The 1,667-nt window shown below is 36.4% G+C and carries 2 protein-coding genes; both read right to left on the bottom strand.

The annotated features are described in order from the left end of the window. Positions 1 to 221 precede the first annotated feature (221 nt). Entirely contained in the window at positions 222 to 434 is a 213-nt protein-coding gene (locus L1D51_RS21340) for a DUF2061 domain-containing protein (RefSeq protein WP_054562611.1), read from the bottom strand. A gap of 362 nt (positions 435 to 796) precedes the next feature. Next, positions 797 to 1,534 (bottom strand): DUF4198 domain-containing protein, encoded by a 738-nt coding sequence (locus L1D51_RS21345; RefSeq protein WP_055197407.1) that lies wholly within the window; start codon positions 1,532 to 1,534, stop codon positions 797 to 799. Between the last annotated feature and the right edge of the window lie 133 nt (positions 1,535 to 1,667).

Here is a 1,667-nt window from a genome sequence, read left to right on the forward strand (position 1 = left end):
TATTTAGCGTGGCTTGGCATGTGTCTAAGGAGGGGAAGCCTTGCACTCTTTTACTAAGAATAATTAAAAGGCTCATCAATTTCGGTTATTAATTAAAAACAGTTTTAGCCGTTTTGGTCTGAAGCTCTGCCACCGGCTCTAGTGGCAAAGCTTAATTTACAGTTCGAGGTGTAATATGGGGATATTCGTTGGTTTGTGAGCCAATTTAATCTAGTTAATTCTTATGCAAACATTATCCCATCTGAATCTTGTTTAAAGTTATTCTGAGTTTCAACTTTACGCCACACTTTTTCGTGAAAGTAAAACGCAACAGTGTTTACAGCTGGCTCAACAATAGCAACCAAGCCACCAATTAAAAAACTACCGGTTAAAAAATAAGTCACTGCAAAAGCGATTGCGAAGTGCATCATTGCAAAAGTAACTGTCTTAATCATTTTGAATACCCTAACTCTCATAATTTGATGAGTTTAGTATTGCTCATTATTGTTCATCTTTAAAATGGAATGAAAAGATTGTAGTGATTGATTAAATGGAATGGTGGCGCTCGGTTTTACTTGTGAATTTTCAAGTTGAAATGTGCACCTTAACGTAGAAGTTTAGAACTGTTCGTAAACATGCTTTCTACTGTAATAATTAAACTTGTAATTTACAACAACACTAGGTGAGGCTTAAGTGCAGCGGAGGAGTAGCGTGCTACTCACTTATTTAAAGGGCCACTAAAAGTGCATAAGGGCCTAGACTTATTGTAAGTCTAGGCCCACAAAGTTTTGTTTGAATATAAGTAGCTAATTAAAAACTACTCTTCAGCATGGGGTAAAACAAATGAAAGTGTTGCTAAGTGCTCGGTCTTATCAAATACAGCGAGATTGGTACTTTTTTCATCATATATTGCGGCAACTACGTTTAAACCTTGATTACGTAGTGGCAATGTCACTACGCCTTCATGATTGCTTATCAGAGGCTTTTGATCTGGGTCGTTCACAATATCATTAATCACTTTAGCGCCTTGAACTGCCTTACCATTAAATATTATGCGATAACTAACCAATGCACCTTTTTGATCTGAAAAGCTCTCACCTATTGGGATAATTTGTAACTGTTGTTCTTTAAGTTGAGGAATTTCTGTAAGAGGGCCACGCAAGTGTACAGCATGTTTTTTTGTATGCTCGCTTAAAACTGCATCAGGGATTTGATCACGGCCACTAGCAAACCATTTACCATCTTTAGTTTTGCTCCATAAACCGTTATCTAGCATTCCTGTAACAGCATAAACCGTGTTATCGCTCAGTATCATCATATGTCCTGACTCAACAAGTTTTACACTTTGTTTTTGCCAATTTTTGTTATAGCCAGTAACTGTTTTAACTTTGTCTTGGCGCTTAACGGTGTCTAAATCTTGTGCGCCTTCACCATATATCAGTGCTAGTTGTGATGAGCGCTCAGCAAACCATATTGCATGTGCTTGTGTTTTTGCGGTGTAAATGCTGGAAATTGATATAGCTAATGTAATGCAGGCTAAAGTAACTTTGTTCATTTTTTTCTCTAAGTGTTTATAAATCGAGCGTTGATTTAAGTTTTTTAATTTCTGTTGTTTGCGAGGCTAGTTCTCGGCTGTTTAATTGTATATCATACTATAAATGATAAGTATTATTAATTGCATATACAGA

Origin of the sequence: Pseudoalteromonas shioyasakiensis (assembly GCF_022398475.1) — a bacterium.
Taxonomy (GTDB): domain Bacteria; phylum Pseudomonadota; class Gammaproteobacteria; order Enterobacterales; family Alteromonadaceae; genus Pseudoalteromonas.

Coding starts and splice junctions, on each gene's coding strand:
- L1D51_RS21345 (WP_055197407.1), bottom strand. CDS start 1,534: ATGAACAAAGTTACTTTAGCCTGCATTACATTAGCTATATCAATTTCC.
- L1D51_RS21340 (WP_054562611.1), bottom strand. CDS start 434: ATGATTAAGACAGTTACTTTTGCAATGATGCACTTCGCAATCGCTTTT.